Source organism: Pseudomonas sp. FSL W7-0098 (assembly GCF_005930585.1).
GTDB lineage: Bacteria > Pseudomonadota > Gammaproteobacteria > Pseudomonadales > Pseudomonadaceae > Aquipseudomonas > Aquipseudomonas bubulae.
On the sequence record NZ_RXHW01000003.1, the window covers coordinates 75,822 to 100,519 of the forward strand.

Sequence of the window (24,698 nt, forward strand, 5' to 3'; positions counted from 1 at the left end):
CCTTCCTTTCAAGAGCCTTTGAAATCATGTCGATCAATAAACCCGAAATTGTCATTACCTACTGCACCCAATGCCAGTGGCTGCTGCGTGCCGCCTGGCTGGCTCAAGAGTTGCTCAGCACCTTTGCCGAAGACCTGGGCCGGGTCGTGCTGGAGCCTGGCACCGGTGGGGTGTTTCGCATCACCTGCGACGGTGTGCAGATCTGGGAACGCAAGGCTGACGGCGGCTTTCCCGAAGCCAAGGTGCTCAAGCAGCGAGTGCGTGACCAAATTGACCCGCAGCGCGACCTGGGGCACAACGACCGGGCTCAGTGAGCGGCGGCGTCCAGCCCTGCCTTATCTGGTGCGGGGCCGCTGCGCATGCGGCTCGACACCACGATGGCGACGATTATCAGTACACCGCCCAGCAACATGCGCAGCGAGGGTGTTTCGTGGAACAGCAACCATGCCAGGGTGATGCCATAGACCGGTTCCATGGCAAAGACCACGGCGGCAGTGCGCGCCTTGATTACTGCCAGGCTGGCGACGAACAGGCTGTGTGCCACGCCGGTGCAAAACACCCCGAGCAGACCGATCCATAGCCAGTCCAGCGGGCGGACTTCGCTCAATCCCGGGCCGGCAAAGGGCAGCAGGCACAACGCGACCACCGCGTTTTGCCACATGGCGGCCTGCACGGCGGGCATCCGCCCCGAGTTGGCGCGGTTGTTCAGCGACAGCAGTGAAAACAGCAACCCGGAAGCGACGGCCCACAGCAGCCCTTCGGTGGCCTGGCTGGCCAGGTCAAAGCTTGGCGTGACCAGGATCAGCCCGATGCTGACCAGCGCCACCAGAACTATTTCGTTGGGACGAATGCGTTCGCGAAAAATCAGTCCTTCCAGAATCACCGTGAACGCCGGGAAACTGGCAAAGCCCAGGGTTGCAATCGCGACCCCGGCGATTTTTACCGAGACAAAAAAGCTTATCCAGTGCCCGGCCAGCAGCACACCGCTCAGCAGCAAACTGCGGGCGTCGCGCAGGGTCAGTCGGTACCAGGCGCTGCGTTTGGCCAGCGCGGTGAAGCACAGCAATGCCAGCACTGCGAAAGCGGCGCGGCCAAATACGATGATCGAAGCCGATGCAGCGGCAAGTTTGCCGAACACGCCAGTCAGGCCAAACATCAAAGCGCCGATATGCAGGGCGCCCAGGGCAGTACGCGGAGTCATTGCAATCCTTGGTTCAATACAGGCAAGGCGTGCAGTCTACGGGGCAGGGCAGGGAGCTGTCTGTCGCGACACTGGCGTCAGTTGTCGCCAGACTCGCGTCTCAGCACCGAAGGCGAGGCGCCGAATTCGCGCAGCATGGCGGCGGCGAACGCGCTTTGCGAGTTGTAGCCAACGCGGCTGGCTATTTCGCCTATGGCCAGGGCGCTTTGGCGCAGCAGCGTCAGGGCACTGCGCAGGCGTCGCTGGCGGATGTAGTCCATTGGCGTTTGCCCGCACTCGCTGGCAAAGCGGCTGTGCAAGCGGGCGCAGGACAAGCCTGCAATTTGAGCCAGATCCGCAACCTGTAACGGGTAGGCAGTATTCTGCTCAATATAGGCATCCATGGCCGCGTAGGGCAGGCGTTTGGGTTGCGCCCGTTCGCCGGCAAGGTTAGCCAGGCTGGCGAGCAGCAGAATCGCACCCTGGCGGGCAATCAACGGGTCGTTTATCGGGCTGGTGGCGAGCCAGTCGACCAGTTGATGCTGTTTCGGGTCGAGAGGCAGCTGTGCGGGGTTGTCGAGCAATCGGCGGCTGGCATCGGCGTGCCCACCCAGGGACTGGCCCAGCCAGTTGTCACCAGGCACGTCCAGCACCAGGCAGTGGCTGCCTTGCGAGCTGCCACAGGTGTGGTGGGCGCCCGCAGGCACGACCATCAGCTGTTGCTGGCGCAGCAGGCTGGGCCGGCCCTCGACTTCGAAATCCAGCTTGCCCGACAAGCTGATCACCACCTGCGCATGTTCATGGCTATGGGCAATCAGGTCGTGGCGGTAATGGCGCAGTGACAGGATTTGGTCCATGACAGGTCTCTTCTGTGGATCAGTGCCGCCAAAATGCCGGAATGCACAATACAAACACGGTAATGATCTCCAGTCGCCCAAGCAACATGCCCAACGACAAAATCCATTTGGCCGCATCCGGCAGGCTGGCGAAGTTGCCGGACGGCCCGATGATCTCGCCCAGCCCTGGCCCTACGCCCGACACCGTGCTGGCGGCGCCGGTCAGGGCGGTCATCCAGTCCAGTCCCAGCAGCGACAGGGCCAGCGCGATCACGCAGATGGTGATGGCGAAGAAAAACGAAAAGGTCAGGATCGAGCGTACGATTTCTTCGTCGAGGCGGTGGCCGTTGTACTTCTGCTTGATCACCGCTCGAGGGTGGATCAGTTGATTAAGGTTGGCCTTGAGCAGGATATAGGCGACCTGAAAGCGGAAAATCTTGATCCCGCCTGCAGTCGAGCCCGAGCAACCGCCGATAAAGCCCAGGTAGAAGAACAGCATCAGCGAGAAATTGCCCCACAGGCTGTAGTCACCCAGAGCAAAGCCCGTGGTCGTTACTACCGAGGTCACGTTGAGCGCGACATGGCGGAAGGCGTCCCACCACGGCATGTTGGTAGTCCACCACAACCAGATGCTGAGCACGAACCAGGTCACGACCAGCAAGCCGAGCAAGCCTTGTACCTGCTGATCCTTGATCAGGGCCTTGCGATGACCGCGCAGGGTGGCCACATACAAGGTAAACGGCAAGCTACCCATGATCATCACGGCAATGGCGACCCAGTGCACCGCCGGTTGCGACCACTTGGCCAGTGACTGGTCGGAGGTCGAAAAACCACCGGTGGAAATGGCCGACATGGCGTGGTTGATCGCATCAAACACGCTCATGCCCGCCCACCAGAATGCCAGGCTGCCCAGAATGGTGATGCCGACGTAAGTGGCGACAATCAGGCGGGCCACCATGTGCGAGCGCGGCATGACCTTTTCGGAGCGGTCAGAGGACTCGGTCTGGAACAGGCGCATGCCACCGATGCGCAGCAGGGGCAAGATGGCTACCGCCATACCGATAAAGCCGATGCCGCCCAGCCAGTGCAGCATCGAGCGCCACATCAGAATGCCGGGGGACATGGTGTCCAGGCCGCTCAGCACGGTGGAGCCGGTGGCGGTAATGCCGGACATGCTTTCAAAAAAAGAATCGGTATAGCTGATGTGCTGCGTCAGCAAAAACGGCAGTGCGGCGAAGATGCACACCACCACCCAGCTGGACACAGTCAGCAGATACATGTCCCGGGGGCGCAGATGCACCTGCTCGGGGCGGCCCGGTATGACCAGCGCCAGGCCGGCAATGAAGGTAATCAGGCTGGCCCACAAAAAGGATGGCAAGTCGCCCAGGTGGTCGTAAATCACCAGGGTCAGCATGGGCACGGCCATGCTGATCGCGAGCGTAATCAGGAAGATGCCGATAATGAAACCGATGATGCGTAATGTCGGCAACGCCATGAAGTCAGCTCGGGGATGAAAGAGGGGCGCCATTCTACCTGTGGTCCGGGCTATGTAAACCGCCAAGCCTTCGGGAGATACCGTTAGAATAGCTGCACATTTTCTTCAGGAGGTGGCCAATGGAGGCTCTCGACGCTTTGCTCAACCGTGTTTCTGCCCCGCGCCTGCTCGATCCGGCGCCAACGGCTGAGCAACGTGAAGTACTTTTCGCCGCCGCCTTGCGTGCGCCGGACCACGGTCAGTTGCGTCCTTACCGGTTTTTGACGGTTGAAGGCGCTGCGCGCAATCAACTGGGTGAAATCCTCGCCGAGGCCGTGCTGGCCCAAGGTGGCGAAGTGACCCAGGCCGCCCTGGACAAGGCTCGCGCCATGCCTTTGCGCGCCCCTTTGGTGGTGGTAGTGATTGCCCGTTTGCAGGATCACTTCAAGGTGCCGAAGGCTGAACAGCTGATTACCGCGGGCTGTGCGGCCCATGCCATTGAGCTGGCAGCTTATGCCCAGGGCATTGGCGCGGTATGGCGCACCGGCGAGTTGTCGTATGCACCGCATGTGGCCAAGGGTTTGGGGCTGGGTGAGGGCGAGGAAGTGGTGGCGTTCCTGTATTTGGGCACGCCGCAGAACGAGTTGCGCGTTGCGCCCAAGGTGGACAGCGCCGAGTTTGTGCAGGCGTGGTCGGTTAAGTAGCCCTGTAGCAATATCCGTAGCAGCTGCCGAAGGAACGAGGCTGCGTTCGGCGGTGTAGCCACCGCAAAATCAGCGCACGCGATTATTCAGTTAAACCGCGGATTCTGATTTTACGATTGCTTTGCAATCGGACGCAGCCTCGTTCCTTCGGCAGCTGCTACGCGATCAAATTGCTGCGAAACCTTTACAGGTTACCGTCCGGTTTCAGCGGTAACTCCAGGGTGGCAACAAATCCGCCATCCGGGTGATTGCCCAGCATCAGCCGCCCGCCATGGCGTTCCGCCGCCCGTCGCGCAATGGCCAATCCCAGCCCGTGGCCGGCCGCTGTCTGGCCCGGTGCGCGGAAAAACGGCTCACCCAATTGCGCCAGGTACTCTTCAGCGACCCCCGGGCCATGGTCGCGAACCTTGATGGTGATGTGTTCGCCTTCGCGCTCCGCGCTCAGTTCAATCGGCTGGCCAGGCGGGTTGAAGCGCTGCGCGTTGCGCAACAGGTTATCCACGGCGCGCTCGATCATCGTTGGCCAGCCGTTGAGGCCCAACCCCTGTTCGGCTTGCAGCAGTACGGGCTGCTCGGGGGCCAGCATCGAGGCGTCTTTTTGCACGGTGTTGAGCAGTGCATTGAGGTCGACCTGCTCGGCGCTGGCCTGATCGGCATCGACCCGGGCCAGGGTCAGAATCTCGCTGATCAACGATTCCAGCCGGTCGCACTCGCGGGTCAGGCGTGGCCACAGTTTTTCACGTTCTTCAGGCCCGGCGCGTTCAGCCAGGGCCAGAGCGATCTTGAGTCGGGCCAGGGGCGAGCGCAGCTCGTGGGACACATCACGCAGCAGTTGGCGCTGGCTGCCAATCAGGCTTTGCAGGCGGGCACCCATGCGGTTGAAGTCGGTGGCCAGCACGCCAAATTCATCACGTCGCGACGCCAACTGCGCCAGGCTGTTCTGTTGGTAAGTGGTTTGCCCAAGGTCATGCACGGCAACGCGCAGACGCTTGAGCGGGCGGGTAATCGAGAGCGTCACCATCAGGCTGAACAGCGTCAGCACCACCAGCGCAATCCCCAGTGCGCTCAGGGGCCAGATCAGGCTCTGGCGGTGCCAGGCATCCAGTTCCGGGTGCGGAATGCGGTAAATCAGCAAATAGGTTTCGGCGGTTTTCGGGCTGGTGTATTCGACGGTCAGACGACGCCATGGCAACTGTTCTGTGCCCGGATTCTGGCGGGCTTCCCAGGCGGCTGCCCGACGCGGGAAGGTGCCACGTACCAGCGGGTCGCCACTTTCGTTGAGCACTTGCACGTCGATGTGATAACGGCGCTTGCGCCGTTCAAGGAAATCCTGCGCCGCATCGGCGCCCTGAGTTTCGTAACGCTCGGTCCACTGTTGCGCCAGATTGGCGATCCCGGGATGACGGCTGAGAATCCATGCGTCCTGATTGAGCATATGCCCCAGCAGGATCGACAACCCTGCGACCAGGGCAATCGCCAGCCAGAAGCTGGCCAGAATGCGCCAAAACAGTGATCGCACGGTAATTCCTCACAAGTCATTGATTGAAACGACCAAAGCCCAACGGCGTGAGCCGTTGGGCTTGGTGGGCAGACAGATTATTGCGCTTTTGGCGCTTGCTGTGCTTTCCAGTCCTTAAACTCTTTCATCTCGGCTTGACGCTCGGCGCGTTTCTTTTGCATCTCGTCGAAGCGTTTTTGCTGATCAGGCTTGAGCAAGGCGCGAATATCGCTCTGGGTTTTGTCGTGCTTGGCCTTCATCTCGTCTTTCAGGGCTTTCTGGTCGGCGGCTGGCAGTTTTTCCAGGTACTTCTCGACCAGTTGCTTGCGATCATGCATTTGCTCGCCCATCAGCTTGCCGATCTGCTGGCGCTGCTCGCGGGTGAGGTCCAGCTGGCTGTAAGGGGCGTCGCCGCGACCGTGGTGCTCGCCGCCGTGACGAGGGCCCATCTGGCCGTCACCACCAGGCATGGCCATTGCGACGGTTGGCAGTGCTGCAGCAAACATCAAAGCAATTAGAGTCTTACGCATGGTGTGTCTCCTTTGAATTTGGATTCCGGTTGTTCCGGATGCGCCCAGTTTAGGGAGATCAAGGTCAATCGCTGTCAACCGTGGGTAAAGCTTTGGTAAAGACGGTTTTGCCGGGGATTTACACAGGGTGAGGGCGCTTTTCTCAGACGCTGTAGAAATACCCGCGGCTGCGCAGTGCCACGATGCGCGGGCTGCCATCCGGGTGCGGGCCGATCTTTTTGCGCAGGTTGCTGATATGCATGTCCAGGCTGCGGTCGTACAGGGTCAGCTTGCGGCCCAGGGCGATCTGCGCCAGTTCCTGTTTGTCCAGCGGCTCACCCGGTTGGCGCAGCAGGGCTTCAAGGATGCGGCTTTCAGACACGGTCAGGGTAATGTCGCGCTGGTCGATGGTGACCACGCCGCGCATCGGGCTGAAACACAGGTCGCCCAGCTCCATCTGGCTGGACACCGCCGCCGGGTGGCTGCGGCGCAATACGGCGCGCAGGCGGGCTGTCAGCTCGCGAGGGTCGCAAGGCTTGGCCAGGTAGTCATCGGCGCCCAGCTCCAGGCCCAGGATGCGGTCCAGCGGTTCGCCTCGGGCCGAAAGCATCAGCACCGGCAGATCAGGGTGGTCGTTGCGCAATTGCTTGAGCAGCTCAAGGCCGCTGCCGTCGGGGAGCATGACATCCAGCACCACGGCATCGGGGCTGGACTCTGCCAGCGCCTTGCGGGCGCTGGCACCGTCGTGGCATGCGCGAACCTGAAAGCCTTCCTGGCTCAGCCAACTGACCAGCAGCTCACACAGCTCCTGGTCATCATCTATCAGTAACAGGTCGCTCATGACTTACTCGATTTGACCGGTGCCGGTGCTGTTTGCGCCGGCTGCCGGTAAAGATACAGGTTACGGCAGGACTTGCTTGAACGGCTTGACGCTGACATTGGCATATACGCCAGCGGCAACGTAAGGGTCGGCTTCGGCCCAGGCCTGGGCAGCGTTCAGGGATTCGAACTCGGCCACGATCAGGCTGCCGCTAAAACCGGCAGCGCCAGGGTCATTGCTGTCGATGGCCGGGTGCGGGCCGGCCAGTACGATGCGGCCTTCGGCTTTCAGTTGTTGCAAGCGCTCAAGGTGCGCAGGGCGGGCAGCCAGGCGAGCTTCGAGGGAATTGGCGACGTCTGTTGCAATGATGGCGTAGAGCATGTCAGTCCTTGGTCTTGGGGGTGGTATCAGTCGGGTCGGTGTCATGCAGATGGCGCGACAGGTAAATGCCCTGGGCGATCAGGAACAACACAGTCATGCCCAGGCTGCCGAACACTTTGAAGTCGACCCAGATGCTTTGGTAAGTGAATGCCACGAACAGGTTGGCCGCGCCGCAGAACAGGAAAAACCCGATCCAGGCCACGTTCAGGCGGGTCCAGATGGCATCTGGCAGGCTCAGGGCGTGGCCCATCATGCGCTTGATCAGGACCTTGTCGCCGATAAAGTGGCTGCCGGCAAACGCCAGGGCAAACAGCCAGTTGACCACCGGGGCTTTCCATTTAAGGAAGGTTTCGCTGTGGAAGGCCAGGGTCAGGCTGCCGAATACCAGGCAGGCGATCAGGGTCAGCCATTGGCTTTTTTCGAGTTTGCGTTGCTTGATAAACAGCGCGCCATACACCACCAGCGAACTGATTATCAGCATGGCGGTAGCGCTGTAGATACCGCCGACCGACAGGCTGTGCCCGCCGATTTCGACGATGCGCGGTTCGATTTTGTAAACGATGAAAAACAGTAACAGCGGGATGAAGTCGATGAATTGTTTCACAGTGGCAGCCAGAAGCAGGATGTGGCGGCATAATAACAAACATCAATGACAGCGAAAGCGTCAGCTAGAGGTTATTAAATCCCCGTGGAAATTGACTTGCATTGCCATAGCACGGCATCCGATGGCGCCCTGGCGCCTGCGGTACTGGTCGCGCGTGCGTTCGAGAAAGGTGTGCGAGTCCTGGCCCTGACCGATCACGATACACTTGAAGGCCTCGACGAAGCCCGCGCGGCGGCGCAGGCGCTGGGCATGACATTGGTCAACGGCGTGGAGTTGTCCTGCACCTGGGGCGGGGCGACGATTCATGTGCTCGGCTACGGTTTCGATGTCAACGCCCCGGCGCTGGTCGAGGCCATTGCCAAATTGCACGATGGCCGCTGGCTGCGCGCCGAAGAGATCAGTCGCAAGCTGGCGCTCAAGGGTATGCCTGGTGCGCTTGAAGGCGCACGGGCTATCCAGCAAGCCCTGGGTGACAGCGGCAACGCCCCGGCCCGTCCGCATTTTGCCGATTTTCTGGTCGAGGCCGGTTACGTCAAGGATCGCGCCGAAGCCTTCCGCAAATGGCTGGGGGCCGGCAAGCTGGGGGACGTCAAGCTGCACTGGCCGACCCTGGAAGACACCGTCGCCACCCTGCGCGCAGCAGGCGCCTGGGTCAGTCTGGCGCACCCCTCGCACTACGATTTTACCCGCAGCAAGCGCCGACGGCTGATTGGCGACTATATTCAAGCTGGGGGTCACGCGATTGAAGTGGTCAACGGGTACCAGCCGGCCGATCAGGTTGGCAGCCTGGCGATCCTTGCGCGTGAGTTCGGTCTGCTGGTCAGTGCCGGCAGTGATTTTCATGGTCCAGGAGGGTGGTCCGAGATCGGCGAATACCGTCCGCTTCCGGAAGACTTGCCGCCATTGTGGTGTCGATTCAAATATGACAAACCCACTGCCAACGTCTGAACAGGTAAACACTGTGAGTCAATTTTTCCAGATTCATCCGGAAAACCCACAACCGCGTCTGATCAAACAGGCCGTTGAAATCATCAAGAAGGGTGGGGTAGTGATTTATCCCACCGACTCGTCCTACGCCGTGGGTTGCCAGATGGGCGACAAGGGTGCGATTGAGCGGATCAAGCGCCTGCGCAACCTGGACGACAAGCACAACTTCACCCTGATGTGCTGTGACCTGTCGCAGCTGGGGCTGTTTGCCAAGGTGGATACTGGGGTCTTCCGTCTGCTCAAGGCGCATACGCCGGGGCCGTACACCTTTATCCTCAACGCCACCCGCGAAGTGCCGCGCCTGCTGCTGCACCCTAAACGCCGTACCATTGGCCTGCGCGTACCGAGCCATCCGATTGCGCTGGCATTGCTTGAAGAACTGGGCGAACCGCTGATGAGCGTGACCCTGATCCTGCCGGGCGAGAGCGAGCCGATGGAAGACCCGTATGAAATCCGTGATGCCCTGGAAAAACAGGTCGACCTGATCATTGACGGCGGTTTTGGCGGCAACAAGGCCTCCACTGTCATCAGCCTGGTGGACAGTGGTGACCCCGAGATCGTGCGGGTGGGCTGCGGTGATCCTCAACCCTTTATGGTCGAGGCCTGATGTCTGACGTAGAAGCACCTGAGGCCCGGGCCGGTGCCCAGCAAGAACTGTCTCTGGCCATGGTCTATGGCCAGGCGGTCATCGAAATGCCGCAAGACCTGTATATCCCCCCGGATGCACTGGAGGTGTTTCTTGATGCTTTTGAAGGCCCGCTCGACCTGCTGCTGTACCTGATCCGCAAGCAAAATATCGACATTCTCGACATTCCGGTGGCGGAAATTACCCGCCAGTACATGGGTTATGTCGAGCTCATGAAAACCGTGCGCCTGGAGCTGGCGGCCGAGTATCTGGTCATGGCCGCGATGCTGGCCGAGATCAAGTCGCGGATGCTGTTGCCGCGTTCGGCCGAAATCGAGGAGGACGAGGGTGACCCCCGTGCCGAGCTGATTCGCCGCCTGCAGCAATACGAGCGCTTCAAGGCTGCCGCTGAAGGCATTGAGGGGCTCAGCCGGGTAGGGCGCGAGATCTATGTGCCCAAGCTCGATGCCCCCGAAGCACGGGCGCGCAAACTGGTACCGGATGTGGCGCTCGAAGAGCTGCTGATGTCGATGGCCGAAGTGCTGCGCCGCACCGACATGTTTGAAAGTCATCAGGTCAGCCGTGAGGCCCTGTCGACCCGCGAACGCATGAGCGACGTACTTGAGCGTCTCAAGGGGGGTGGCTTTGTACCCTTTGTCGAGCTGTTTACCGCCGAGGAAGGCAAGTTGGGTGTAGTCGTGACCTTTATGGCCATTCTTGAACTGGTCAAAGAGTCGCTGATCGAGTTGGTACAAAATGAACCCTTCGCGCCGATCCATGTGCGGGCAAGAGCCGAATAAAGAGCTGAAACCATGAATTTGACTGAACCCCGCGAGCTGGCCCCCTTGCTTGAGGCCTTTCTGCTGGCCTCGGGAAAGCCGCAGAGCCTTGAGCGCCTGTTCGAACTGTTTGAAGAGGGCGAGCGCCCGGAACCGCCGGTCTTCAAGAAGGCCCTGGAACTGCTGCGCAAATCCTGCGACGGCCGCGCCTTTGAACTGAAAGAAGTTGCCTCCGGCTATCGCCTGCAGATCCGCGAAAAGTACTCGCCCTGGGTCGGACGTCTGTGGGAAGAACGCCCGCAACGTTACTCGCGAGCCATGCTGGAGACCATGGCGCTGATCGCTTATCGCCAGCCCATTACCCGTGGCGAGATCGAAGATGTGCGCGGTGTGGCGGTCAACAGCCATATCGTCAAGACACTGCTGGAGCGCGAGTGGATTCGCGTGGTGGGTTATCGTGACGTGCCGGGCAAGCCCGCGATGTTTGCCACCACCAAGGGCTTTCTTGACCACTTCAACCTCAAGAGCCTCGATGAATTGCCGCCACTGGCCGAGCTGCGCGAGCTGGAGCCGGATCCGATCCTCGATTTTGACGATGCCCCGGTGCCTGCGCATCTTCAGGCGCTGGCCGACGAAAGCGCCGAGCCGGAAGAGCCGAAAGACGAAACCAGCTTCCGCACCCTGCTGACGGAACTGGACTCGATGGAGGAGGGTCTTAAAACTGACTTTGATGATTTGCTGCGCGACGTTGCGCCAGTTGAAGCTCTAGAGCCTGAGCCTGAGCCCGAGCCCGAGCCGGAAATAGAAGCCCAACCACAACCGCAGCAACCCTCTGCGGCCGAGTTGGCCCGCGAGCGATTGCGCGCTGCGGTTGCTGCACTTGAGCAGCGATCTGCCTTGAGCGACGAAGAGCTTGAGGCTCAGGCCCTGGCCGAAGCCATCGAACAGGAACGCCGCGAGCAGGAAGACTGATGCACTCCCATTAAGGATCCTGGCAAGCCGCGGATTCTGCGGGCAATGCATGACCCGTGGGAGCTGGCTTGCCTGCGATGCAGACGACGCGGACTGTCAGGCACACCGCAGCGATGCCATCGCGAGCAAGCCCGCTCCCACACAATTTTCGGAGGGCTGCCATGACTGCAACCAAAGACCCCTGCATCGGTGTCTGCAAGTTCACCGACGACATTTGCCTGGGCTGCGGGCGGACCAAGCGTGAAATCAAGGCTTGGAAGAAACTCGACAAAGACGAAAAACGTGCGGTGCTGGCCGAATCCGCCCTGCGTTTACTGGCGCTTGAGGCCACCGGCCGGCGGAAAACCAAGTGAGCCACGCACTTCGTGACTAGCCTTTGATGCGCAATGGCCAATATCCGCGTATGATTCGCGACCCTCTGGGGCTCAGCAGAGCCCCAAGGCCCATTTTTAACACTTCAGGCGCTCGCCTGAATTGACACACCGGGAGGTGCCCAGATGAAAGATCTCGACCCTAAAGACGGCCAGGAAATTGGCCCTGCAGGCGAAAAACTGCAAAAAGTCCTCGCCCGTATTGGCGTTGGCTCGCGTCGCGACGTAGAGAGCTGGATCAGCCAGGGCCGGATCAAGGTCAATGGCAAGGATGCAACCCTGGGTCTGCGCGTAGACCTGCACGACGCCATCACCATCGATGGCAAGGTGATCAAGCGTGAAGAGGCAGCCGAATCGGTTCGCCGCGTGATCATGTACAACAAACCCGACGGCGAAATCTGCACCCGTGACGACCCTGAAGGCCGTCCGACCGTGTTCGACAAACTGCCGCGTCCAAAAGAAGGCCGTTGGATCAATATCGGTCGTCTGGACATCAACACCACCGGCTTGCTGATGTTCACCACTGACGGTGAGTTGGCCAACCGCTTGATGCACCCTTCGTACGAAATGGACCGTGAATACGCGGTACGTGTGCGTGGCGAAGTGGATGACGACATGATTGCCCGCCTCAAGGCCGGCGTTGTGCTGGAAGACGGTCCGGCGCGTTTCACCGACATCAAGCAGGCGCCAGGCGGCGAAGGCTTCAACCATTGGTACCACTGCGTAGTGATGGAAGGCCGTAACCGTGAAGTGCGTCGTCTGTGGGAATCCCAGGGCCTGGTGGTCAGCCGCCTGAAGCGCGTACGTTTCGGTCCGGTGTTCCTCAACTCCGATCTGCCGATGGGTCGCTGGCGCGAAATGAGCCAGTTCGAAGTGGACATTCTCAGCGCTGAAGTCGGCCTCACGCCGGTTGCCATGCCTGAGATGAACGCCAAGAGCAAAGACAAGCTTGAGCGCATGCAGCGCAAATCCTCGCGCCCTGTGGCCCGTGGTGACCGTGTTGCCCGCGTGCTGCGCCCGGCTGAAGGTGCACCTGTTGCGCCGCGTCCGGCACGCCAGCCGCATATCGAAGGCGAGCGTCCGGGCCGTCCGGCTCGTGATGAATCGGCTCGTCCGGCGCGCAAGCCTGCCGGCCGTACTGATCGTGTGCCAGCAGGTCGTGGTGCGCCAGTTGCCGAGCGTCCGAGCGAAATCAACAAGCGTCCAACCAAGCCAACCCGTAACGGGCCAAAGCTGGTTGACGATGCGCCGTCGGGCAAGCGTCGTGGTGCCCCGGCAGGTTCGGGCCAGCGCCCGGGCTTCGGTCGTCGCAAGCCGCAGTAAGCGGTAAGCGCGGTACAAAAAACGCCAACCCCCAGGGGTTGGCGTTTTTTTATGTCTGCGAAATGCTGATGGTTGCGTAGCAGCTGCCAGGGAACGAGGCTGCGTGCGGCGACGCAGTCGTCGTAAAAACAGGCGCTGTGGTGTGCCAGGCCAATACGGTATTCAGGATTTACGGTTGCTGTGCAACCGAACGCAGCCTCGTTCCTTCGGCAGCTGCTACGGGTCGTAATTCGCGTGGCAAATAATCGTTACACCATGTCAATAAACCTATACGAATTCAGCCACTTACCGACCCTAAACCGCTGAAATCATCCCTTTGTAATGAAAACCTTCCGAGATTTACAGAATTAGGACAGTTCCTACATAAATTGCGGCTTGTTTCGTATTGCAATCGGCTGTGTGATGGGATCTTGCCTTCGTGCGGGTGTACAATGCGCCGCGTTTTAACTGTGACTCAATTGCGTACCCGCGCATTTTGCGCCGCTCGGCGTTACACCGAACGGCCAAAACCTCAAGGCTATCCGCCTTGATAATTCCGCAATGCCACAAGCGTTGCGGGTTCGATTCCGTCACAGATAAAAACAAACAGGTGACGCATGACTCGTGAAACAACCTTGGATTCCTGGCGTCTGCGCTGGGGTTTGATTTGTGTTGTAGACCCTTCGATCACTGCCTCTGGTGCTCAAGTTACAACGCACTGAATCACATCAAACCTTGTGTGGGACCTTTGCAATGAGTGGAAATACCTCGCATTCGGGCGAGCTTAAACGCGGCCTGAAAAATCGTCATATCCAGCTGATAGCCCTCGGTGGCGCGATTGGTACTGGCCTGTTTCTCGGTTCGGCCGGGGTGCTCAAGTCGGCCGGTCCATCGATGATTCTGGGCTATGCGATCTGCGGCTTTATCGCGTTCATGATCATGCGCCAGCTCGGTGAAATGATCGTCGAAGAGCCGGTTGCCGGTTCTTTCAGCCACTTTGCCCATAAATACTGGGGCGGTTTCGCCGGTTTTATGTCGGGCTGGAACTGCTGGGTGCTGTACATCCTGGTGGGCATGTCGGAGCTGACCGCCGTCGGCAAATATGTGCACTACTGGTGGCCGGAGATCCCCACCTGGGCCTCGGCAGCGGCCTTCTTCGTGCTGATCAACCTGATCAACCTGACCAACGTCAAAGTGTTCGGCGAAGCCGAGTTCTGGTTCGCGATCATCAAGGTCGTGGCAATTGTCGGCATGATCGCCCTGGGCAGCTACCTGCTGGTCAGCGGCAGTGGCGGTCCTCAGGCTTCGGTCAGCAACCTGTGGGAACACGGTGGTTTCTTCCCGAACGGGACGACCGGCCTGATCATGGCCATGGCCTTTATCATGTTTTCCTTCGGCGGCCTGGAAATGCTCGGTTTCACCGCAGCTGAAGCCGACAAACCACGCACCGTGATCCCGAAAGCGATCAACCAGGTGATCTACCGCATCCTGATTTTCTATATCGGTGCCCTGGTAGTTCTGCTGTCGTTGACTCCGTGGGACTCGCTGCTTGAAACCCTGAATGCCGGTGGCGACAGCTACAGTAGCAGCCCGTTCGTGCAAGTGTTCTCGATGCTGGGCAGCAACACCGCTGCGCACATCCTCAACTTCGTGGTCTTGACCGCAGCATTGTCGGTGTACAACAGCGGCACCTACTGCAACAGCCGCATGTTGCTGGGTATGGCGCAGCAGGGCGATGCGCCGAAAGTGCTGGCCAAAATCGACAAGCGCGGCGTGCCGGTCAACTCGATCCTGGCCTCGGCGGCGGTGACGGTCATTGCAGTGCTGCTCAACTACCTGATGCCCCATGATGCGCTGGAGCTGCTGATGTCCCTGGTAGTGGCGACCCTGGTGATCAACTGGGCGATGATCAGCTACTCGCACTTCAAGTTCCGCCAGCATATGGACAAGACCGCCCAAGTCCCGCTGTTCAAGGCGCTGTGGTATCCGTACGGCAACTACATCTGCCTGGCGTTTGTAGCGTTCATCCTGGTGATCATGCTGTTGATCCCGGGGATTCGCGTGTCGGTGTACGCGATTCCGGTGTGGGTGGCCTTTATGTGGCTGTGCTTCGTGATCAAGAACAAGCGCGCGGTACAGGCGCAGGCAGCGGCTTACAGCTCTGCCAAATAAACGCTGTGTTTAACCCTGCAAACCCGGCCATTGCGCCGGGTTTGTTGTTTGTGGGGTATCCTTGATGCTCTGAACAAGGACCCTTTTTTGATGCTGGTGATTTCCAACAACGTGCATATCCCTGATGCCGAGATCGAACTGACGGCCATTCGCGCCCAGGGTGCGGGCGGGCAGAACGTCAACAAGGTTTCGAGCGCCATGCACCTGCGCTTTGATATTCCCAATTCGTCGTTGCCGGATTTTTACAAGGAGCGGCTGCTGGCGCTGCGTGACAGCCGCATCACCAGTGATGGCGTGCTGATTATCAAAGCCCAGCAATACCGCACCCAGGAGCAGAATCGGGCTGATGCGCTGGAGCGTCTGGCGGAGTTGATCGTCAGCGCCACCAAGGTGGAGAAAAAGCGCCGCCCGACCAAGCCGACCCTGGGCTCAAAAAAACGTCGGCTGGAATCCAAAACCAAGCGCGGCAACATCAAGGCGGGGCGGGGCAGGGTGGATTTCTAAAGGGCAGCAGCAGTCCTGTGGGAGCGGGCTTGCTCGCGATGGCATCACCGTGCTTTACCTGGCACACCACTCCGTCTGCATCGCGGGCAAGCCCGCTCCCACAGGTTTAATCACCCTGAGCGCGAGCTAGGACGCTCTTGCGTTCTGCGCCTGGCGATACAGATAAACACTCAGCATCAACCCGCCAAGCGCCGCCAGCGCCGCAAACAGAAAGATCGAAGCAAAGCCGAACCCTGCCGCCACGGCACCCACCAGCGGCCCGGTGATGCCCAGCGACAGGTCGATAAACAGCGAATACGCACCCACCGCAGCCCCCCGGCTGGAGGCCGGCACCAGGTTGACCGCCTCAACCCCCAGCGCCGGGAACACCAGCGAAAAGCCAAAGCCGCTCAAGGCCGCGCCCGCCAGGGCCAACTCCGGGTTGGGTGCCAGCCACAGCAACAGCAGGCCCAGCGTCTCGACGCTCAGGCAGGCAATCGCCACGCGAAAACCGCCGATACGGTTGATCAGGTTGCCAAACAGCAAACGCGCACTGATAAAGCTGGCGCCAAACAGGCTCAGGCACAGCGCTGCGTTTTCCCAGTGGTTGGTCGCGTAATACAAGGTGATAAAGGTGGCGATGGTGCCAAAGCCGATCGAGCCCAGGGCCAGCCCGGTGCCGTGGGGCAACACGCGTCCCAGTACATGCAGAAACGGCAGGCGCACGCCGCTGACAATGGGGGCCGCCAGTTTTGGCCAGGCCAGCAGTACGCCCAGCGCTCCCAGGGTAATAATGCTTACGCCCAGGCTCCACATGCCCAGGTGGCCGACCATGACCACGCCCAGAGGTGCGCCAATGGCAATGGCGCCGTAGCTGGCGATGCCATTCCAGGAAATCACCTTGGCCGTGTTCTGCGCGCCGACCCGGCCTATGCCCCACCCGATGGAGCCGGAGCCCACCAGGCTTTCCGCGCTGCCCAGCACCAGCCTGCCGATCAACAGGCTGGCCAGGCTCCAGGCCGGCATGCTCGTCAGCCAGCTGGACACCAGCATAAACACGCCACTCAGGCCGCAGCCGGCCAGGCCAACCATCACGGCGCGCTTGCTGCCCCGGGTATCGATGTAGCGGCTGGCGTAAGGCCGGCTCAGCAGCGTAGCCAAATATTGCACGCTGATCACCAGCCCGGCGATCACCGTGCCGTAACCGAGATGGTTATGCACGTAACCCGGCAGTACGGCCAGCGGAATGCCAATGTTCAAATAGCCGATAAAGGTAAACAGGACGATGGAAACCACTTGCAGCGTGATTGCCATGGGGCGCTGTGTTTCAGGCATGGGGTAGGGGTCCTGCGGGGAGCGGGTTGGTGCAGATTATAGTGGTGTAACCAGTTGCGTCGCGATTAAAGCGGCCAGTGCATTTTCCTGGGTGCCGAACCGTTTAAGCAGGAGGGCTTGTTTTTCGGGGCTGAGGCGCTCCCAGAGGTCGATCATTTTCTCGGCGGTGCCGATCAGAACGCTGGCCTGGGTATCGCTGAAGGTGTCAGTCACGCTTGATTCCGCAATAAGGGGCGATTGTGTCAGACGGTGTGAAAAACTGAATGCTTTTCGCACCGTCTGATTGTGCGCCGTCAGTCTTCGCTTTCGGCCTGCAGGCTTTCAGAAGCCTCGTCCAGTGCGGGGTTTTCGCCACTGGTGTGTTGCGGGGTTGGCTGCTCGGTTTCGTGCAGGCTTGGGAAGGGGAGGTTTGGGATCTCGTGCATCGTCGCGCTCCTCGTAAGGTGTGTTTTAAGTAGCTTGCTAAGGATACAGGAGGGAGTGTGACAATTTGTCTTTTTATTGCGTCTGTGGGGATTTGTATCGAACTTTTCATATTGCAGCTGTCGCTGCAAAAGGCAGAGCCCTGTAGCAGCTGCCTCGTTCCTTCGGCAGCTGCTACAGGGTGGGGGGCTAGTGTGTACACACCTGCGCAATCGCCTTGGCCAGCAGGCTCAGGCGCGTGCCGTCGACCCCGGCCATATTGGCGCGTCCCGAACCAACCATGTACACGCTGTGTTTCTCGCGCAACAGCTGGACTTGCTCTTGGGTCAGGCCAGTGTACGAAAACATCCCGCGTTGCTCATTAATATGGGCAAAGTGCTCCGCCAGCCCGAACGGGACCAGGGCTTCCACCAAACCGCTACGCAATTGCGCGATACGGCTGCGCATGGCTTCCACTTCTGCGATCCACACGCTTTTCAGCTGGGCATCGCCGAGGATGGTCGCTACCACCGCCGCGCCGTGATCCGGCGGGTTGGACCACAAGTTTCGCGCAATATAGGCCAACTGGCTGCGGATGTCGGTCAGCTTTTCGGCGTCATTGGCACACACAATCAATGCACCGACGCGTTCGCGGTACAGGCCGAAGTTCTTCGAGCACGAGCTGGTGATCAGCACTTCCGGCAGTTCACGGGTGAACAGGCGGGTCGACCAGGCGTCTTCCTGCATTCCGTCGCCAAAACCCTGGTAGGCAAAATCGATCAAAGGCAGCAATTCATGACGACGGACCACGTCCAGCACCTGCAGCCAGTCCGCCTGGGACAGGTCAAAGCCGGTCGGGTTGTGGCAGCAGGCGTGCAGCAGCACCACATCGCCTTTTGGCGCGTGTTCCAGGGCTTCGAGCATGGCCGCGACATTGAGCTTGTTGTCGCTGCCCACGTAAGGGTAGTGACTGATCTTTAGCCCGGCTGCGGCAAAGATGGTTTCGTGGATCGGCCAGGTTGGATCGCTCAGCCAGATGCCACGGCCCGGCAAGCATTGCGCGATAAAATCGGCGCTCAGGCGCAAGGCCCCGGTACCGCCCGGGGTCTGGGTCGCTGCAGCACGCTTGCTGGCCAGCAGGGGCGAGTCTTCGCCCAGCACCAGTTCGCTGATCAGTTGTCCGAATCGGCTGTCACCATGACCGCCGATATAGGTTTTGGTCTGTTGCTGATCGACCAGGCGCTGCTCGGCCAACTTTACCGATTGCAGGATCGGCGTCAGGCCATTGGCGTCTTTATAGACGCCCACGCCCAGGTCGAACTTGTCCGGATTGGTATCCTGTTGATAGGCGTCCATCAAACCGAGAATCGGGTCGCCCGGTACCCGACCAATATCGGCAAAGTGCATTACTTGCGACCTTCGGCAGTTTTGGCGACTTCATCAGTGCGTGCGGCCATGATGAAGTCGTTGCGGTGCAGGCCCTTGATCGAGTGGCTCCACCAGGTCACGGTGACCGAGCCCCATTCGGTCAGCAGGCCCGGGTGATGGCCTTCGGCTTCGGCGATCTCGCCCACGGCATTGGTAAAGGCCAGGGCGAATTTGAAGTTCTTGAACAGAAAGACCTTTTCCAACTGCATGATGCCGTCGCGAACTTCGATGTTCCAGTCCGGGATCTGTTTGATCAGGATCGGCAGTTCTTCGTCGCTGACCTGTGGAGCATCGGCGCGGCAGGCTTCGCAGTGGGCTTGGTTCAGTGCGTTCATGGTGGATTCCTGAAATCAGTTTTTATTGATGACTAAAAAAGGTTAAGCCGCTTTCGGCTTGGGCGTGAACTTCGGCGCGTGCAGGCCCATTGTCATGCCTTTTTCGACCATGCCCATGATGTCTTCATGGGCCAGGTCAAACAGTCGCTTCAAGTCCGGCAGGACAAAATACAGCGGCTGCAGAATATCGATGCGATAAGGCGTGCGCATGGCTTCCAGCGGATCGAAAGCCTGATGTTCCGGCTCTGAAGACAGGCTGTAAACCGTTTCTTTCGGCGACGACAGAATCCCGCCACCGTAAATGCGTTTGCCTTCCGGCGTGTCGACCAGGCCGAACTCGATGGTCATCCAGTACAGGCGTGCCAGATACACCCGTTGTTCTTTGCTCGCCTGCAGGCCCAGCTTGCCGTAGGTGTGGGTGAATTCGGCGAACCACGGGTTGGTCAGCAGCGGGCAGTGGCCGAAAATCTCATGGAAAATATCCGGCTCTTGCAGGTAATCGAGTTCTTCGGGAGTACGAATAAAGGTGGCCACTGGAAACTGCTTGTTGGCCAGCAACTCGAAGAAGGTCTGGAAGGGGATCAGTGCGGGTACCCGGGCAACTTGCCAGCCTGTGGTAGCGCCCAGTACCTGATTGATCTCATCGAGTTGCGGGATGCGGTCGTGGGGCAGGCCCAGCTTTTCGATGCCTTGCATGTACTCGGGGCAGGCTCGGCCTTCCAGCAGTTTCAGCTGACGGGTAATCAGCGTGTTCCACACCCCGTGCTCGGCAGGTGTGTAGTCGATAAAGCCATTGGCATCAGGCTCACGGGCGACGTATTTCGTTTGCTTCATGGGGCTCTCCGCAAGGAAATCGTTTTTATTATTCGGTGTTGTTGCGATGCCTTAGTGATACCCCATGTGATTGTCATGTGCAGCTAGCCTAAAGCCAGTAATGCTGGGATGATGGCGCTTATTCGTAAAGTATTCGTTACGATGTGAGGGGCAGGCTGTCATTCTTGATTGTGCGACAGCACAACTGTCACAAAATCGTGACGATGAAATGCCTCTGAAGCCGGAAAACCTCCCTGTGGGAGCGAGCCTGCTCGCGAATGGCGCTCTTTGAGCCTTCGCGAGCAGGCTCGCTCCCACATAGGACATCCATTGTTAGTTATTCCTGAGCCCTGCCCATGCGTATCAAAGTCCACTGCCAAAACCGGATTGGCATCCTTCGCGACATTCTCAACCTGCTGGTGGCCTACGGCATCAACGTCAAGCGCGGCGAGGTCGGGGGTGATCAGGGCAATGCGATTTATCTGTACTGCCCCAATCTGATTAATCTGCAATTTCAGGCCTTGCGTCCGAAGTTTGAAACCATCCCCGGGGTGTTTGGCGTCAAGCGTGTGGGCTTGATGCCCAGCGAGCGCCGGCATATGGAGCTTAACGCCTTGCTCGGGGCGCTGGAATTTCCGGTGCTGTCTATCGATATGGGCGGTTGCATTGTTGCGGCCAACCGCGCGGCGGCACAGTTGCTCGGGGTGCGGGTGGATGAAGTGCCGGGGATTTCCCTGTCACGCTACGCCGAAGACTTCGACCTGCCCGAACTGGTGCGGGCCAACAAGTCGCGGATCAATGGCTTGCGGGTCAAGATCAAGGGCCTGGTGTACCTGGCCGATATCGCCCCGCTGCAACTGGAACACGACGAAAGCGAGGCGATGGCCGGGGCCGTGCTGACCCTGCATCGCGCCGACCGTGTGGGCGAGCAAATCTACAATGTGCGCAAGCAGGAGCTGCGCGGCTTCGACAGTATTTTCCAAAGCTCGAAAGTCATGGCCGCGGTGGTGCGCGAAGCGCGGCGAATGGCACCGCTGGATGCGCCGCTATTAATAGAAGGTGAAACCGGCACCGGCAAGGAACTGCTGGCCCGGGCCTGCCATCTGGCCAGCCCTCGTGGCCAGTCGCCATTGATGGCGCTGAACTGCGCCGGCTTACCTGAGTCGATGGCTGAAACCGAACTGTTCGGCTACGGCCCCGGTGCCTTTGAAGGGGCGCGGGCGGAAGGCAAGCTCGGCCTGCTGGAGCTGACAGCAGGAGGTACGTTGTTTCTCGATGGCGTGGGTGAAATGAGTCCGCGCTTGCAGGTCAAATTGCTGCGCTTCTTGCAGGATGGTTGCTTTCGCCGGGTTGGCAGTGATGAAGAGGTGTATCTGGATGTGCGGGTGATGTGCGCCACCCAGGTCGACCTGTCCGAGCTGTGCGCCCGTGGCGAGTTTCGCCAGGATCTGTATCACCGGCTCAACGTGCTATCGCTGCATATTCCGCCGCTGCGCGATTGCCTGGACGGGCTGGAACCGCTGGTGGAGCATTTCCTCGATCAGGCCAGTCGCCAGATCGGTTGCTCGCTGCCGCGCCTGGCGCCAGCGGCAATGGATCGTTTGAGCCACTACCACTGGCCGGGCAACGTGCGCCAGTTGGAGAACGTGCTGTTTCAGGCGGTGTCGCTGTGTGATGGCGGGGTGGTCAAGGCTGAGCATATCCGCCTGCCGGATTACGGCGTGCGTCAGCCCCTGGGCGAGTTCTCGCTGGAAGGCGGGCTGGAGCAGATTGTCGGGCGGTTCGAAAAGGCAGTATTGGAACAGCTGTATTCCGAGCACCCGAGTAGCCGATTGCTGGGCAAGCGATTGGGGGTGTCCCATACCACCATCGCCAACAAACTGCGCGAGCACGACATTATTAAACCGGGCAAGGACTAACGGCTAACGCCAAAAGCCCCTCACATAAAGCATGCAAGGAAGCTACTTCATTAGGGACCAATAAATACATTGGTGTGGACACTGCAAATATCTGAGCAGTGACAGCGAACAGTGAGTAGAAATGCGGTTAGACGGCCCCCTTGTCGTGAACCGCATGAGACATAACGCAGGCGTTTTTACGGGTGCTTACACAACTGCGCAAGCCATTTTATGCATAAGCGCATAAAATGGCTTGGCATAAAAGCTGTATCTATGCACAGTATTATGAGTGTTTGTCCCGCTGTCTCTGATACCCAAACGCCCTTGTAGGACTGATGGCTTCGGGGAAGTTTATAACGCTAGGTATGGGTAATTTCTACCCGAGTTATTGATAAAGCTCAGAATGAAAAGGATATCGTTGTGACTGAGAAAAATATTGTTGTGACAAGTGGTCGCCCTATGAATCCAGGCGGTGGCGGTGGCGGTGGCGGTGGCGGTGGAATGGGAATGGGAATGGGGTCTTGGCTAAGTGGTTACACTTATGCACATATTTCAGGTCCAGATCCAGCACAGCGCCAGGCTTTCACGTCGGTACATCGTTATGAATCTAATGCCAGAAAACGCATTGTGGCTGCATATGAGAAAAGCCTTCAGGCTTTACCGAAAACCGTAACTGACGAAGTAGCTCGTTTGGAATCGGAGTTGTTGGCTCCGAATAAAAACCCAGTTGATAGCTTTGCGCGAGTTAAGTCTATCCTACAGCACCTCTATAATCAGGCAATCGCTCGGCGTGATGTTGAAAAGAAATTATCGCTGGCTTACAACGGTGCAGAACCTACTACTCGTGACGTACCCTACCATCCTGCGTATAGCACCAGTTACGCTCGCGGTGAAGGTGGTTACGGAGCCATGGTCCAGTTGTGGATAAAGTCTCATGAAGCTCACTATCAAGCCTTGATAATGGATCAAATGGCGAAGTTTCTTTCCGAACAAATAGCCCTGGTAGCTGCTGCGCAAACGGAAGCTATCAAGAAAGCGAACACATTCACGCTTCCAGTATTAACTGATAAAGCTGAAATGGGAGTGGCGGCGGGCTCTATTGCAATAACAGCTGGCTCTAAAATGACTCTCGATGCAGCCCTTCAAGCTGGTATCCAAGCATTGAGGGGAATTGGCAGTGTAGCTTTAGACCGTGTAACTGGCGTCGGTATTGGGCTGTTGGTGTATTCACCTCAACTGGGCAACGGTGACCTCCATCCGTCAACGATGATGACGGTTCCCGCTAAATCTATTGCGCCTAGCCTTCCTGTGAACTTGTTGGCTGTTGCTTCTTCCGGAGGCAGTGTTGATGTGCCGTACCGGGTCTACGGGGAGCAGCATAAGTACTCCGTTGTAGCGACCACATCCAGCGGTGGTGTATCTGCGAAGGTGCCTGTTCGGGCATTAACATTTAACGCCAGCCTGAACGCCTATACGTTCACCACGGTTGATACCCCGTCTCGCACGCTGGTCTTTCCTATTGCGACTCCAGGCAACAGTTCGACTTCTACTCCAGCTAAACCTGTGGCCGTGCCGGTATACACTGGTGTGACTCTCACTCCACTTGAGATTAAGGCGGAAGAACTACCGGCAGTGGATCAGCTAGATATTCAAGACTGTATCTATTGCTTTCCAGCCGGTTCGGGTCTGCCTCCAATTTATGCGGTTTTCAGCGAATCGCTAGATTCCGGAAAATTCTCACGCAAACAATTGGATAAAAAGTTCAAGCATGCTAATAGTTTTGGGGTAACTGATACCCGTAAAAACATCGAGACGCTGAGCAAGTTCAGGGATGCTGTTAATGAGCATCTTGCTGATGTCGATACCTCTCCCCATGGGACATATCAGCGAGAAACAGACTCAACTGTTTTTTTCAACAAAAGAACAAACAATGTCGTTATCATTGGTGGCGATGGTAAATTTGTGTCGGGTTGGAAGCTTGACCCAGCTACCCCACAATTTAAAAACTACATTGAGAAAGGAGTTCTGCAATGAGTCTTGAGCTTATCCAGCTTGCCAAGAAATTCGCTGACGGCGGCTTGTCTGCAAATGCTTTTGCCGATCCATATATCGCTAAGTGGAGCGCAGAGCGAGATGCAAACAAACTCAAGGACGACAATGCAAGCGTCTCTGAATGTGCATCGACCATTTTCATCCTGGCAGACTGCTACAACCCTGATCTAGATCGCAGAAAAAGTGAGCTAGATGAAGCTGGTTTGAGAGCTGAGGTCAAAGCAACCTTGAGTAAATTCAAGCTGGCCTGAATCTACTCAATAGTTAGGCTTGAAAAGCCCAGCCCGTCTGGGCTTTTTTGAGTCCGTTCAGTAAAGCCTGTTTGCCGACATCCCCTTTTTGATTTCGTAAAAAAACCTGAAAATCCCCGCCCAAAACGGGTTTATTTTGCCTCTTGCCATCATTTTTGAAACTTATCGGGCGCCGCCCAGCCTCATCAGAAATGAGGTTGCACATGCTTGCGAACATCTACGCCCCCGAATCCGTTTTGGATGAAGTCGCTACCCGGGTTGGCCTGTTGGTTGGTGCTGCAAAAGGTGGCAACCCTGTCCTGGAGGGAGAGGGAACCAAAGGCAAAAGCAGATCTTCGCAACGCCAGAAATCAGCTTGGGGTGAGGGCCCTCGACGGCCACTACCCAGGCCAGCCCTTGCCGCAACCGGCAGAACCCCGCCGTCTCTTCGCACCAAACGCTATCCCATCCCTGCGCAAACCCGCGCCGCAGCGCGTCAAAATAAAGT

28 protein-coding genes are annotated in these 24,698 nt (G+C 58.6%); 13 read left to right on the forward strand and 15 right to left on the reverse strand.

What is annotated here, in order from left to right; translation table 11 throughout:
- The first annotated feature begins 26 nt into the window (after positions 1–26).
- A complete protein-coding gene (locus FHL07_RS05880; RefSeq protein WP_095002712.1) occupies positions 27–314 on the forward strand; it encodes a SelT/SelW/SelH family protein in 288 nt (95 codons plus the stop codon).
- Here the strand turns inward: FHL07_RS05880 and FHL07_RS05885 are convergent.
- From FHL07_RS05885 to FHL07_RS05895, 3 genes are all read right to left on the reverse strand, one after another.
- Entirely contained in the window at positions 308–1,201 is an 894-nt protein-coding gene (locus FHL07_RS05885; RefSeq protein WP_095002649.1) for a DMT family transporter, read from the reverse strand. The two genes, FHL07_RS05880 and FHL07_RS05885, sit on opposite strands and share 7 nt — an antisense overlap.
- A gap of 77 nt (positions 1,202–1,278) precedes the next feature.
- Positions 1,279–2,037, reverse strand: coding sequence for an AraC family transcriptional regulator (locus FHL07_RS05890; RefSeq protein WP_095021120.1), 759 nt, complete (start codon positions 2,035–2,037; stop codon positions 1,279–1,281).
- 19 nt (positions 2,038–2,056) lie between these two features.
- Positions 2,057–3,511 (reverse strand): TrkH family potassium uptake protein, encoded by a 1,455-nt coding sequence (locus FHL07_RS05895; RefSeq protein ID WP_095002647.1) that lies wholly within the window; start codon positions 3,509–3,511, stop codon positions 2,057–2,059.
- Positions 3,512–3,630: 119 nt separating this feature from the next.
- Between FHL07_RS05895 and FHL07_RS05900 the strand changes: the two genes are divergently transcribed.
- Positions 3,631–4,194, forward strand: coding sequence for a nitroreductase family protein (locus tag FHL07_RS05900; RefSeq protein WP_095002646.1), 564 nt, complete (start codon positions 3,631–3,633; stop codon positions 4,192–4,194).
- A 184-nt stretch (positions 4,195–4,378) separates the two neighbouring features.
- On the opposite strand, the gene FHL07_RS05905 is transcribed toward FHL07_RS05900, so the two are convergent.
- The 5 genes from FHL07_RS05905 to FHL07_RS05925 form a co-directional block, all read right to left on the reverse strand.
- On the reverse strand, positions 4,379–5,713 hold the full coding sequence (locus FHL07_RS05905; RefSeq protein ID WP_095018929.1) for a sensor histidine kinase: 1,335 nt from the start codon (positions 5,711–5,713) through the stop codon (positions 4,379–4,381).
- Positions 5,714–5,790: 77 nt separating this feature from the next.
- Positions 5,791–6,222 (reverse strand): Spy/CpxP family protein refolding chaperone, encoded by a 432-nt coding sequence (locus FHL07_RS05910; protein WP_095002644.1) that lies wholly within the window; start codon positions 6,220–6,222, stop codon positions 5,791–5,793.
- A 142-nt stretch (positions 6,223–6,364) separates the two neighbouring features.
- A complete protein-coding gene (locus tag FHL07_RS05915) occupies positions 6,365–7,042 on the reverse strand; it encodes a response regulator transcription factor (protein ID WP_095002643.1) in 678 nt (225 codons plus the stop codon).
- A 60-nt stretch (positions 7,043–7,102) separates the two neighbouring features.
- Positions 7,103–7,402: a YciI family protein gene (locus FHL07_RS05920; protein ID WP_095002642.1), complete on the reverse strand. Its 300-nt coding sequence runs from the start codon at positions 7,400–7,402 to the stop codon at positions 7,103–7,105.
- 1 nt (position 7,403) lies between these two features.
- Entirely contained in the window at positions 7,404–8,006 is a 603-nt protein-coding gene (locus FHL07_RS05925) for a septation protein A (protein WP_095002641.1), read from the reverse strand.
- Positions 8,007–8,090: 84 nt separating this feature from the next.
- On the opposite strand from FHL07_RS05925, the gene FHL07_RS05930 reads away from it, so the two are divergent.
- The 8 genes from FHL07_RS05930 to arfB all read left to right on the forward strand — a co-directional run bounded on the left by FHL07_RS05930 (position 8,091) and on the right by arfB (position 15,718).
- Complete coding sequence (locus FHL07_RS05930) at positions 8,091–8,954, forward strand: PHP domain-containing protein (protein WP_095002640.1); 864 nt, start codon at positions 8,091–8,093, stop codon at positions 8,952–8,954.
- Between the two features lie 13 nt (positions 8,955–8,967).
- On the forward strand, positions 8,968–9,600 hold the full coding sequence (locus tag FHL07_RS05935; RefSeq protein WP_095002639.1) for an L-threonylcarbamoyladenylate synthase: 633 nt from the start codon (positions 8,968–8,970) through the stop codon (positions 9,598–9,600).
- A gap of 119 nt (positions 9,601–9,719) precedes the next feature.
- On the forward strand, positions 9,720–10,418 hold the full coding sequence (locus tag FHL07_RS05940; RefSeq protein WP_170943745.1) for a segregation and condensation protein A: 699 nt from the start codon (positions 9,720–9,722) through the stop codon (positions 10,416–10,418).
- Positions 10,419–10,430: 12 nt separating this feature from the next.
- Positions 10,431–11,369 (forward strand): SMC-Scp complex subunit ScpB, encoded by a 939-nt coding sequence (gene scpB, locus FHL07_RS05945; RefSeq protein ID WP_095025655.1) that lies wholly within the window; start codon positions 10,431–10,433, stop codon positions 11,367–11,369.
- 161 nt (positions 11,370–11,530) lie between these two features.
- Positions 11,531–11,722 (forward strand): DUF1289 domain-containing protein, encoded by a 192-nt coding sequence (locus tag FHL07_RS05955; protein WP_095002636.1) that lies wholly within the window; start codon positions 11,531–11,533, stop codon positions 11,720–11,722.
- A gap of 144 nt (positions 11,723–11,866) precedes the next feature.
- Positions 11,867–13,063 carry a 23S rRNA pseudouridine(2605) synthase RluB gene (gene rluB, locus FHL07_RS05960; RefSeq protein WP_088377744.1) on the forward strand — a complete coding sequence of 399 codons (1,197 nt, stop codon included), beginning with the start codon at positions 11,867–11,869 and terminating at the stop codon, positions 13,061–13,063.
- 732 nt (positions 13,064–13,795) lie between these two features.
- Complete coding sequence (locus FHL07_RS05965) at positions 13,796–15,214, forward strand: amino acid permease (RefSeq protein WP_095002635.1); 1,419 nt, start codon at positions 13,796–13,798, stop codon at positions 15,212–15,214.
- 90 nt (positions 15,215–15,304) lie between these two features.
- Positions 15,305–15,718, forward strand: a complete 414-nt coding sequence (gene arfB / locus FHL07_RS05970; protein ID WP_086799653.1) for an alternative ribosome rescue aminoacyl-tRNA hydrolase ArfB — start codon at positions 15,305–15,307, stop codon at positions 15,716–15,718.
- Positions 15,719–15,844: 126 nt separating this feature from the next.
- Here the strand turns inward: arfB and FHL07_RS05980 are convergent, their stop codons facing one another.
- The 6 genes from FHL07_RS05980 to phhA form a co-directional block, all read right to left on the reverse strand.
- Positions 15,845–17,032 (reverse strand): MFS transporter, encoded by a 1,188-nt coding sequence (locus tag FHL07_RS05980; RefSeq protein WP_138738201.1) that lies wholly within the window; start codon positions 17,030–17,032, stop codon positions 15,845–15,847.
- 36 nt (positions 17,033–17,068) lie between these two features.
- Positions 17,069–17,245: a hypothetical protein gene (locus tag FHL07_RS23600; RefSeq protein WP_095002633.1), complete on the reverse strand. Its 177-nt coding sequence runs from the start codon at positions 17,243–17,245 to the stop codon at positions 17,069–17,071.
- 80 nt (positions 17,246–17,325) lie between these two features.
- On the reverse strand, positions 17,326–17,457 hold the full coding sequence (locus tag FHL07_RS23910) for a hypothetical protein (RefSeq protein ID WP_254925257.1): 132 nt from the start codon (positions 17,455–17,457) through the stop codon (positions 17,326–17,328).
- A gap of 187 nt (positions 17,458–17,644) precedes the next feature.
- Positions 17,645–18,841 (reverse strand): amino acid aminotransferase, encoded by a 1,197-nt coding sequence (locus FHL07_RS05985; protein ID WP_138738202.1) that lies wholly within the window; start codon positions 18,839–18,841, stop codon positions 17,645–17,647.
- Complete coding sequence (locus FHL07_RS05990) at positions 18,841–19,197, reverse strand: 4a-hydroxytetrahydrobiopterin dehydratase (protein ID WP_016781595.1); 357 nt, start codon at positions 19,195–19,197, stop codon at positions 18,841–18,843. The genes FHL07_RS05985 and FHL07_RS05990 overlap by 1 nt, the downstream gene beginning before the upstream one ends.
- 42 nt (positions 19,198–19,239) lie before the next feature.
- A complete protein-coding gene (gene phhA / locus FHL07_RS05995) occupies positions 19,240–20,031 on the reverse strand; it encodes a phenylalanine 4-monooxygenase (RefSeq protein ID WP_095002631.1) in 792 nt (263 codons plus the stop codon).
- A gap of 335 nt (positions 20,032–20,366) precedes the next feature.
- Between phhA and FHL07_RS06000 the strand changes: the two genes are divergently transcribed.
- The 3 genes from FHL07_RS06000 to FHL07_RS06010 all read left to right on the forward strand — a co-directional run bounded on the left by FHL07_RS06000 (position 20,367) and on the right by FHL07_RS06010 (position 24,211).
- Complete coding sequence (locus tag FHL07_RS06000) at positions 20,367–21,929, forward strand: sigma-54-dependent transcriptional regulator (protein WP_095018923.1); 1,563 nt, start codon at positions 20,367–20,369, stop codon at positions 21,927–21,929.
- Between the two features lie 399 nt (positions 21,930–22,328).
- Positions 22,329–23,942 carry an S-type pyocin domain-containing protein gene (locus tag FHL07_RS06005; protein WP_178084370.1) on the forward strand — a complete coding sequence of 538 codons (1,614 nt, stop codon included), beginning with the start codon at positions 22,329–22,331 and terminating at the stop codon, positions 23,940–23,942.
- The gene (locus tag FHL07_RS06010; protein WP_095021118.1) at positions 23,939–24,211 is read left to right on the forward strand and encodes a colicin immunity domain-containing protein; all 273 of its coding nucleotides are present in this window, start codon (positions 23,939–23,941) and stop codon (positions 24,209–24,211) included. The genes FHL07_RS06005 and FHL07_RS06010 overlap by 4 nt, the downstream gene beginning before the upstream one ends.
- 13 nt (positions 24,212–24,224) lie before the next feature.
- On the opposite strand, the gene FHL07_RS06015 is transcribed toward FHL07_RS06010, so the two are convergent.
- Positions 24,225–24,428, reverse strand: coding sequence for a hypothetical protein (locus tag FHL07_RS06015; protein ID WP_095024145.1), 204 nt, complete (start codon positions 24,426–24,428; stop codon positions 24,225–24,227).
- Between the last annotated feature and the right edge of the window lie 270 nt (positions 24,429–24,698).

Excerpts from the sequence above, each read along its gene's own strand:
- FHL07_RS05880 (WP_095002712.1), top strand. The coding sequence starts at position 27 with ATGTCGATCAATAAACCCGAAATTGTCATTACCTACTGCACCCAATGC.
- FHL07_RS05885 (WP_095002649.1), bottom strand. The coding sequence starts at position 1,201 with ATGACTCCGCGTACTGCCCTGGGCGCCCTGCATATCGGCGCTTTGATG.
- FHL07_RS05890 (WP_095021120.1), bottom strand. The coding sequence starts at position 2,037 with ATGGACCAAATCCTGTCACTGCGCCATTACCGCCACGACCTGATTGCC.
- FHL07_RS05895 (WP_095002647.1), bottom strand. The coding sequence starts at position 3,511 with ATGGCGTTGCCGACATTACGCATCATCGGTTTCATTATCGGCATCTTC.
- FHL07_RS05900 (WP_095002646.1), top strand. The coding sequence starts at position 3,631 with ATGGAGGCTCTCGACGCTTTGCTCAACCGTGTTTCTGCCCCGCGCCTG.
- FHL07_RS05910 (WP_095002644.1), bottom strand. The coding sequence starts at position 6,222 with ATGCGTAAGACTCTAATTGCTTTGATGTTTGCTGCAGCACTGCCAACC.
- FHL07_RS05915 (WP_095002643.1), bottom strand. The coding sequence starts at position 7,042 with ATGAGCGACCTGTTACTGATAGATGATGACCAGGAGCTGTGTGAGCTG.
- FHL07_RS05920 (WP_095002642.1), bottom strand. The coding sequence starts at position 7,402 with ATGCTCTACGCCATCATTGCAACAGACGTCGCCAATTCCCTCGAAGCT.
- scpB (WP_095025655.1), top strand. The coding sequence starts at position 10,431 with ATGAATTTGACTGAACCCCGCGAGCTGGCCCCCTTGCTTGAGGCCTTT.
- FHL07_RS05955 (WP_095002636.1), top strand. The coding sequence starts at position 11,531 with ATGACTGCAACCAAAGACCCCTGCATCGGTGTCTGCAAGTTCACCGAC.
- rluB (WP_088377744.1), top strand. The coding sequence starts at position 11,867 with ATGAAAGATCTCGACCCTAAAGACGGCCAGGAAATTGGCCCTGCAGGC.
- FHL07_RS05965 (WP_095002635.1), top strand. The coding sequence starts at position 13,796 with ATGAGTGGAAATACCTCGCATTCGGGCGAGCTTAAACGCGGCCTGAAA.
- arfB (WP_086799653.1), top strand. The coding sequence starts at position 15,305 with ATGCTGGTGATTTCCAACAACGTGCATATCCCTGATGCCGAGATCGAA.
- FHL07_RS05980 (WP_138738201.1), bottom strand. The coding sequence starts at position 17,032 with ATGCCTGAAACACAGCGCCCCATGGCAATCACGCTGCAAGTGGTTTCC.
- FHL07_RS23910 (WP_254925257.1), bottom strand. The coding sequence starts at position 17,457 with ATGCACGAGATCCCAAACCTCCCCTTCCCAAGCCTGCACGAAACCGAG.
- FHL07_RS05985 (WP_138738202.1), bottom strand. The coding sequence starts at position 18,841 with ATGCACTTTGCCGATATTGGTCGGGTACCGGGCGACCCGATTCTCGGT.
- FHL07_RS05990 (WP_016781595.1), bottom strand. The coding sequence starts at position 19,197 with ATGAACGCACTGAACCAAGCCCACTGCGAAGCCTGCCGCGCCGATGCT.
- phhA (WP_095002631.1), bottom strand. The coding sequence starts at position 20,031 with ATGAAGCAAACGAAATACGTCGCCCGTGAGCCTGATGCCAATGGCTTT.
- FHL07_RS06000 (WP_095018923.1), top strand. The coding sequence starts at position 20,367 with ATGCGTATCAAAGTCCACTGCCAAAACCGGATTGGCATCCTTCGCGAC.
- FHL07_RS06010 (WP_095021118.1), top strand. The coding sequence starts at position 23,939 with ATGAGTCTTGAGCTTATCCAGCTTGCCAAGAAATTCGCTGACGGCGGC.
- FHL07_RS06015 (WP_095024145.1), bottom strand. The coding sequence starts at position 24,428 with ATGTTCGCAAGCATGTGCAACCTCATTTCTGATGAGGCTGGGCGGCGC.